The 4332-nt window shown below is 74.4% G+C and carries 1 protein-coding gene; it reads left to right on the top strand.

The annotated features are described in order from the left end of the window. Positions 1 to 27: 27 nt before the first annotated feature. On the top strand, positions 28 to 4332 hold a 4305-nt coding region (locus IEZ07_RS35075), incomplete at its 3' end, for a type I polyketide synthase (RefSeq protein WP_301549383.1).

Genomic DNA, 4332 nt, shown 5'->3' with positions numbered 1-4332 from the left:
GGGTCTGCGGCTGGTGCGGGTTCTGCGGTGGTGGGGCTGCAGCGGCGGGGCCGGGGCGAGGCCGAAGCGCTGCTGACCGGGCTGGGTCGGGCCTACGCGCATGGCATGGCCGTGGACTGGGAGTCCTTCTTCCCCGACCGCCGTATGCCGTCGGTGGAACTGCCCACCTACGCCTTCCAGCGCAAGCGGTACTGGCTGAAGGCCGGGAACACCGCGGGCGACGTGTCCTCCGCCGGGCTGGAGACCGTTCAGCATCCGCTGCTCGGCGCCGCCCTCGCATCGCCCGAGTCCGGCGGAGTCGTGCTGACCGGCCACCTCTCCGCCGACGTCCAGCGCTGGGTCGCCGACCACGACGTGCTGGGCAGCGTGCTGCTGCCGGGCACCGGATTCGTGGAGCTGGCGATTCGGGCCGGTGACCAGGTCGGCTGCGGCACGGTCGAGGAGCTGACGCTGGAGGCGCCGCTGGTGCTGCCCGAGCGCGGTGCGGTCGCGATCCAGGTGGTCGTGGGTGCGGACGACTCCTCGGGCACGCGTTCCGTCGCCGTCTATTCCCGGCCCGAGAGCGGTGATCCGTCCTGGACCCGGCACGCGAGCGGCACCCTTGCCGCGGACGGCCCGCCGCCCTCCTTCGACCTGACCCAGTGGCCTCCGGCGGGCGCGGTGCCGGTGGACGTGGACGGCGCCTACGAGCACCTGCTGGCCAGAGGCTACGGGTACGGCCCGGCGTTCCAGGGGCTGAAGGCGGCCTGGCGGCGCGGGGACGAGGTGTTCGCCGAGGTGGCGCTGCCCGAGCAGGAACGTGAGGAGGCGGGCAGGTTCGGGCTGCACCCCGCGCTGCTCGACAGCGCCATGCACGCCGACCTCGTCGTCGACCGCGACCCGGACGGAGGGGCGACGCTCCTGCCCTTCACCTGGAACGGGGTGAGGCTGCACGCCGCCGGCGCCTCGGCCGTGCGCGTGCGCATCCACCGGCTGCGGGGCGAGGAGGTCTCGGCGATCGAGATCGCGGACGAGACCGGACGGCCGGTGGCGACGGTGGACTCCCTGGTCTCCCTGCCGGTCTCCGCCGAACAGCTCGACGCCGCCCGCGGAGGACTCTCCGACTCGCTGTTCCGGGTCGAGTGGGTCCCGGCTCCGGTGCCGTCGAGCCCGGTGCCGTGGGCGAGCTGGGGGACGCTGGCGGAGGGGGCCGAGGTGCCCGGGACGGTGGTGTTCGAGTGCCCGGTGCCCGAGACGGACGTGCCCGAGGGGGTGCGGTCGGTCGTGGGCGAGGTGCTGGGGGTGGTGCAGGCGTGGCTGGCCGAGGAGCGGTTCGCGGCGTCGCGGCTGGTGGTGGTGACGCGGGGCGCGGTGGCGCTGCCGGGTGAGGACGTGGACGTGCGGCTGGCTCCGGTGTGGGGTCTGGTGCGGGCGGCGCAGGCGGAGAACCCGGGCCGCTTCGCACTGGTCGACGTGGGCATCGAGGTCGGGGCCGGTGGCCGGGACACCGGTGGCGGCGTGGCCGGGTCGGTTCTGGCCTCGGTTCTGGTTCCGGCGGTCGCGGCCTCGGACGAGCCGGAGATGGCACTGCGGGGCGATGAGCTGCGGGTGCCGCGTCTGGTGCGGGTGCCGGGCGCGGCCTCGGCGCCTGTCCCATCAGGCGGGGTGGCGGCAGAGACCTCGGCGGACACGCGGGTCGATCAGGCGGCTGCGGGACGACCGGGTGCGGACGGGCCTGCTCCGGTGTGGGGTGCGGACGGCACGGTGCTGGTGACCGGCGGCACGGGTGGTCTGGGTGCGCTGGTGGCGCGGCATCTGGTGGCGGTGCACGGGGTGCGGCATCTGGTGCTGACCAGCCGGCGGGGTCTGGAGGCGCCGGGCGCGGTCGGGCTGGTCGAGGAGTTGTCCGCGCTGGGGGCGCGGGTGACGGTGGCGGCCTGTGACGTGGCCGACCGGCAGGCGCTGGCGGATCTGCTGGCGGCGGTTCCCGCCGAGCATCCGCTGCGGGGCGTGGTGCACGCGGCGGGGGTGGCGGACAACGGGCTGGTGGGCACGCTGACGCCGGAACGGATCGACACCGTGCTGCGGCCGAAGGCGGACGCGGCCTGGCACCTGCACGAGCTGACGGAGGAACTGGACCTGTCGGCGTTCGTGCTGTTCTCCTCGGCGGGCGGGATGGTGCTGGCGGCGGGTCAGGGCAACTACGCGGCGGCGAACGTGTTCCTGGACGGGCTGGCGGCGCACCGCCGGGCCCAGGGCCTGCCGGCCACCGCCGTCGCCTACGGCCTCTGGGAGGTCAACACCGGCCTCGGCGGAGAGCTCACCGCCGCCGACCTGGACAGGGTGAGCCGCCTGGGCCTGCCCGCCGTCTCGGTGCGGGAGGGCCTGGCCCTGTTCGACGCGGCCGTCCTCGCGGACGAGCCCGTGCTGGCGGCCGTCAAGGTCGACCGTACGGCCCTGCGCGGCAGGGGCGGCGACCTACCGGCCCTGCTCCGAGGCCTCGTACGCGGTGCCGCCCGCCGTACCGCGCGCTCCGGGGAAGGGCACGCGGACGGGAACGCGCTGGGGCGGCGGATCGCCGGACTGGCCGGCGCGGAGCGGGACCGCCTGCTGCTGGAGGTGGTCCGCGGCCATGTGGCCAAGGTCCTCGGCCACACCGGCCCGGAGGCGGTCGGTCCCGACCGGGCCTTCAGGGAACTCGGGTTCGACTCCCTCGCCGCGGTCGAGCTGCGCAACGAGCTCAACGCGGCGACCGGTTTGAAGCTGCCCGCGACCCTCGTGTTCGACTACCCGACGTCGCGCTCCGTGGCCGGGTATCTCGCGACCAGGTTCTCCGGAACCGTCGCCGAGGGGGCCGCTCCCGCGATCCCCGTCCCCGCCGCGCAGCAGGACGACCCGGTGGCGATCGTCGCGATCAGCTGCCGCTTCCCGGGAGACGTCCGCTCCGCGGAGGACCTCTGGCGGCTGGTCGCCGAAGGCCGGGACGCGATCACCGATTTCCCGGCGGACCGCGGCTGGGACGTCGAGGGAGTGTTCGATCCCGAACCGGGCACCGAGGGGAAGACCTATGTCCGGGCGGGCGGGTTCCTGCACGACGCCGCCGAGTTCGACCCCGAGTTCTTCGGGATCATGCCCCGCGAGGCGCTGGCGATGGACCCGCAGCAGCGCCTGCTGCTCCAGGCGTCCTGGGAGACGCTCGAGCGGGCGGGCATCGACCCGAAGTCGGTGCGGGGAAGCCAGACGGGCGTCTACGTCGGCATCATGTACAACGAGTACGGCAGCCGCCTGGCCGAGGTGCCCGACGATCTCGCCGGTTACCTGAGCAACGGCAGCGCCGGCAGCATCGCCTCCGGTCGCGTCGCCTACACACTCGGGCTCGAGGGCCCGGCCGTCACCGTCGACACCGCGTGCTCCTCCTCCCTCGTGGCGCTGCACATGGCGTGCCAGGCACTGCGCCAGGGAGAGGTCACGATGGCGCTGGCCGGCGGCGTGACGGTGCTGCCCACCCCGGATGTCTTCATCGACTTCAGCAGGCAGCGGGGGCTGTCCCCGGACGGCCGGTGCAGGTCGTTCGGTGCGGGTGCCGACGGCACCGGCTGGGGGGAAGGACTCGGACTGGTCCTGCTGGAGCGGCTGTCGGACGCGCGCCGCAACGGGCACCCCGTCCTGGCCGTCGTGCGGGGTACGGCGATCAACCAGGACGGCGCCTCCAACGGGCTGACCGCGCCGAACGGACCGTCGCAGCAGCGGGTGATCCAGCGGACGCTGGCCGTCGCAGGGCTCTCCGCGAAGGACGTGGACGCAGTCGAGGCGCACGGTACCGGCACCCGGCTGGGCGACCCGATCGAGGCGCAGGCGCTGCTGGCGACCTACGGCCAGGATCGGCCGGAGGACCGGCCGCTCTGGCTGGGCTCGATCAAGTCCAACATGGGCCACGCCCAGGCGGCGGCGGGCGTCGCCGGTGTGATCAAGATGGTCATGGCGCTGCGGAACGGCGTGCTGCCGAAGACGCTGCACGCCGAGGAGCGGACGCCGCAGGTCGACTGGTCGGAAGGCCGGGTGGAGCTGCTGACCGAGGCGCGCGAGTGGAAGCGGAACGGCCATCCGCGCCGGGCGGGCGTGTCGTCGTTCGGGCTGAGCGGCACCAACGCCCACATGATCATCGAAGAGCCTCCCGCGGTCGAGGAGGAGACCGTTCCCGAGCAGGTTCCCGCGGCTCCGGAGCGGCCGGAGGCCGGACCGGGGCGCGTCCCGCTCGTGCTGTCCGCGGCCACCGCGAAGGGGCTCTTCGAGCAGGCGGGGCGGTTGGCGGAGCATCTGGCGGCCGGTGCGGAGCCGGGCCTGGCCGATGTC

Origin of the sequence: Planomonospora parontospora (genome assembly GCA_014647935.1) — a bacterium.
Classification (GTDB): Bacteria; Actinomycetota; Actinomycetes; order Streptosporangiales; family Streptosporangiaceae; genus Planomonospora; species Planomonospora parontospora.
Note: the sequence above shows the minus strand (reverse complement) of the source record. Positions and strands in the feature narration are given on the sequence as shown.